Source organism: Syntrophorhabdaceae bacterium (assembly GCA_028713955.1).
GTDB lineage: Bacteria > Desulfobacterota > Syntrophorhabdia > Syntrophorhabdales > Syntrophorhabdaceae > UBA5609.
Genome location: JAQTNJ010000287.1, coordinates 1 through 3,573, shown reverse-complemented (window position 1 = coordinate 3,573; position 3,573 = coordinate 1). Strand labels below are relative to the sequence as shown.

Annotated in this window: 5 protein-coding genes; all 5 read right to left on the bottom strand. The window is 47.2% G+C overall.

The window, feature by feature from the left end; all coding sequences use genetic code 11:
* Positions 1–299, bottom strand: a 299-nt coding sequence (locus tag PHU49_15825; protein MDD5245477.1) for a uracil-DNA glycosylase family protein, incomplete at its 3' end; no start/stop codon positions are given.
* 192 nt (positions 300–491) lie between these two features.
* Complete coding sequence (gene gatA / locus PHU49_15820) at positions 492–1,952, bottom strand: Asp-tRNA(Asn)/Glu-tRNA(Gln) amidotransferase subunit GatA (GenBank protein MDD5245476.1); 1,461 nt, start codon at positions 1,950–1,952, stop codon at positions 492–494.
* 196 nt (positions 1,953–2,148) lie between these two features.
* Complete coding sequence (gene gatC / locus PHU49_15815; protein MDD5245475.1) at positions 2,149–2,445, bottom strand: Asp-tRNA(Asn)/Glu-tRNA(Gln) amidotransferase subunit GatC; 297 nt, start codon at positions 2,443–2,445, stop codon at positions 2,149–2,151.
* A gap of 100 nt (positions 2,446–2,545) precedes the next feature.
* Complete coding sequence (locus PHU49_15810) at positions 2,546–2,917, bottom strand: CBS domain-containing protein (protein MDD5245474.1); 372 nt, start codon at positions 2,915–2,917, stop codon at positions 2,546–2,548.
* A 57-nt stretch (positions 2,918–2,974) separates the two neighbouring features.
* The coding region (locus tag PHU49_15805) for a putative nucleotidyltransferase substrate binding domain-containing protein (protein ID MDD5245473.1) at positions 2,975–3,573 on the bottom strand (599 nt) is incomplete at its 5' end.

Here is a 3,573-nt window from a genome sequence, read left to right as displayed (position 1 = left end):
CTCTCGATAAGCTGGTCGAGGAGCTTGCCCGCTCTCCCTACAAATGGTCTTCCCTGGATATCCTCTTCCTCTCCCGGCGCTTCACCGACAAAGACCAATCGCGCATTGACATCTCCCTCGCCGAAGACAACGTTCCTGCGCGTTGCGGCAAGGGCGCATTTCCTGCATTGACGGACTTCTTTCTGGAGTTTTGAAATGGTCATCGAATCGCCCTTGTCGAAGATGTACGTATCGATACCCATGTCTTTGAGGGCGTGCGTAAAATTTAGGACATTATGTGATGTGATAGATAGCTTCATGACTGATAGCTCATAGTAAATCCGAAATCCGAATATCTAAATCCGAAACAATATCAAAACTCAAATATAGAATGTCCCAAACAATAGATCCTACGCACGTTTTGAATTTTGAACATTGATAAATTTGAATTTGTTTAGTGTTTCGATATTCGGATTTAGGATTTTTTTTCATACAAATTGGTGATTGGTTATTCATCTGTATTTTTCCGGTATCCTCTGTACCTTCCGCCCTGCCTCAAAGACGTATGCCGCCTGGATCATGAGGGCCTCATCAAGAGGTTTCCCGATGATCTGCAAGCCGATCGGAAGGCCTTTTTTATCCAGCCCGCAGGGCACAGACATCCCTGGGAGACCTGCCAGGTTCACCGGTATGGTAAAGATGTCCGAGAGATACATGGCGAGAGGGTCTTCCATCTTTTCGCCGATTTTGAAGGCAGTCGTCGGGGAGACAGGGGTTACAATAATGTCGCATGCCTTGAAGGCCTCGTCGAAGTCTTTCCTGATCAGCGTTCTCACCTTGCTTGCCTTCCTGTAATAAGCGTCGTAGTATCCTGATGAGAGGACGTAGGTCCCCAGGATGATCCGCCGTTTCACTTCTTTGCCGAACCCCTTGAACCTCGTTTTTTTATACATGTCGATGATATCTTTTCCTGATTCCCGTAACCCGTATTTGACCCCGTCGTATCGCGCGAGATTGGAGGATGCCTCTGCCGTGCATATGATGTAGTAGGTCGCTACTGCATGTTCAGTATGGGGCAGCGAAATATCCATGATGGAAGCGCCCTGTTTTTCGAACAATGCTATCGACGCATCCATCTCTTTTTTGACGTCTGTCTCCATCCCATCCCTGAAATACTCCTTCGGTATCCCTATCCTCAAGCCTTTTATATCTCTTCCGAGAAAGGCAGTATAATCAGGCGCCGACTGCGGGATCGACGTGGAGTCCATAGAATCGTGTCCCGCAATGACATTCATCATAGTGGCGCAGTCGCTCACGTTCCTCGTGATAGGTCCTATCTGGTCAAGCGATGAGGCGAATGCAATGAGACCGTATCGGGAAACCCTGCCATAGGTCGGTTTCATACCGACAACTCCGCAGAGGCTTGCCGGCTGGCGGATTGACCCTCCGGTGTCGGTTCCGAGGGATGCAATGCAGAGGCCTGCTGCTGTGGCTGCCGCTGACCCGCCGCTGGAGCCCCCGGGAATGCGGGACAGGTCCCATGGATTTTTTGTGGTCTGAAAGGATGAATTTTCAGTCGATGAACCCATGGCGAATTCATCCATATTGAGTCTTCCCAGGTGGACATACCCTTCATCTTTTAATCTTCTGATGATCGTTGCATCGTAGGGAGGGATAAAGCCTTTCAGGATCTGTGATCCGCAGGTGGTCTCTATGCCTTTTGTGCAGTAGATGTCCTTGATGCCGAGAGGAATTCCGAGGAGCTGACCTTTTCCTCCGCCGGCAATTTTTTCATCGGCCTCCCTTGCCATTTTCAGGGCATGTTCCCCCGTTACTTTGATATATGAAGAGATATCCCCGTCATACCTTTTGATCCTCTCAAGAAAGTAATTGGTCAATTCAACGGAACTTATCTCCCTTTTCTGAAGGAGCCCCCTTATCTGTGCAATCGTCATATCCAGGATATTTTCCACAATGTCTCCTTGTCTTTCATTATCAACTGATATCGTGAAAAGTGAAACGTGAAAAGTGAAAAGGTTTAAACATTTCACATTTTACATTTCACAGGGTTCATTCCCCTCACGACTTACGACTTACGGGTTTATCGCCAGCATCCAGTATCGAGTATCCAGTATCCGGTCAGCCATGAGCCATGAGCTATGAGCTGCTTCATTCTTCCACCTCAATGATCGGAGGTACCTTAAAGGATGAGCCTATCTTCTCCGGTGCATTCAGAATCGAGTCTTCTACGCTGAAAGAATCTTTTACCAGATCGTCCCTTAACGCGCAGGCCACGGGGATTGCGTGACTTGTAGGTTCCACCCCCTCAGTATCAAGGGCATTGAGGGCGTCCATATATTCGAGAATCCTGTTGAGCTGAGCGGTGTATAACTCAATCTCATGGGGTTCCAGGGCAAGCCTTCCCAGGTGGGCAACGTATTCCACTACTCCCTTATCGATCTTCACTGTTCATGCCTCCCTTATTAGACCATCTTTTGATTCGCAAATCTCTTGTTCCGAACTCCGGCGACCCGTAAGCGGGTACCCCGAACTCCGAACTGTATTCTCACCCGCATTCAGCCACAGCCTTTATGATGTCGCCCCTTGTGACAATACCAACCAGCTTATCATTATCGATAACAGGGACCCTGTTGACCTTTTTTTCTATCATGATCTTTGCAATATTGACGGCGGACTCCGTCGGCGGAACAGTTATAACATCCTCGACCATGACCTCCCTGACAGCAAGATCCTGCATAGTGCCTGTTTTCAGTCCTCTTAGAATATCGCTCTGACAGATGATGCCTACGAGTTTGCCTTTGTCGACTACGGGCATACCTGCGATATTAAAGAGCTCGAATTTGTTGATAATAACGTTGAGTTTTTCTGAAGGGTGGCATGTGACGACGTTCTTGTTCATAAGTTCCACGACTTTCATTTATTCCTCCATGCTAATAACGTTTCTGCGTAAAAGCTCTCTGCGTATAGCTCATCGCTAAAACGGCTGCCCGAAGAGCTGGGTTTCCTGGATATATTTCTGAAAAGACTCTACCGCTTTCATTGCCTTGCGAAGCCGCTCCTGTTCTTCCGGCCCGAGCATATCAGGTTTTAGATAATTCATGTTTTTTGTATTGTCGGCCCTGTGATTGATCTGGCTTATTATCCTGAATCTCACAAACGTAAAATATGCATCTATGAGATCTTTGTCCATATCCTTTTTAATGATGTTTTTTTCTCTGAGTGACTGTATCCGCTGCAATGTACTTCTTTCATAGATACCGCTCACAAGGGCGGCCATTCTTACTGCGAGGATAAGAGGCGCCCAGCCGAGAAGCTTAATATTTAATTTATCCTTGTTTTCTCCTTCCTTTTCGGTTTTGAAACCGCCGAAAAAGGTAAGGGCGCTTGGCATAAGCACAGCAGACTGGATAAAATCTTTCATGACATGTTTGTTCTCTGTAAGGTTTTTGAAAAAGTATTCCATGAACGAGTCAAGGAGTTTTCTGTTGCCTTTTACGGGCCGGGCGTCTGTCAGGATTATCACGTCCAGACTTTCAAAGATGCCCTGCTCATAGGTGATCCTGTCTTCTATCC

Coding starts and splice junctions, on each gene's coding strand:
- PHU49_15810 (MDD5245474.1), bottom strand. CDS start 2,917: ATGAAAGTCGTGGAACTTATGAACAAGAACGTCGTCACATGCCACCCT.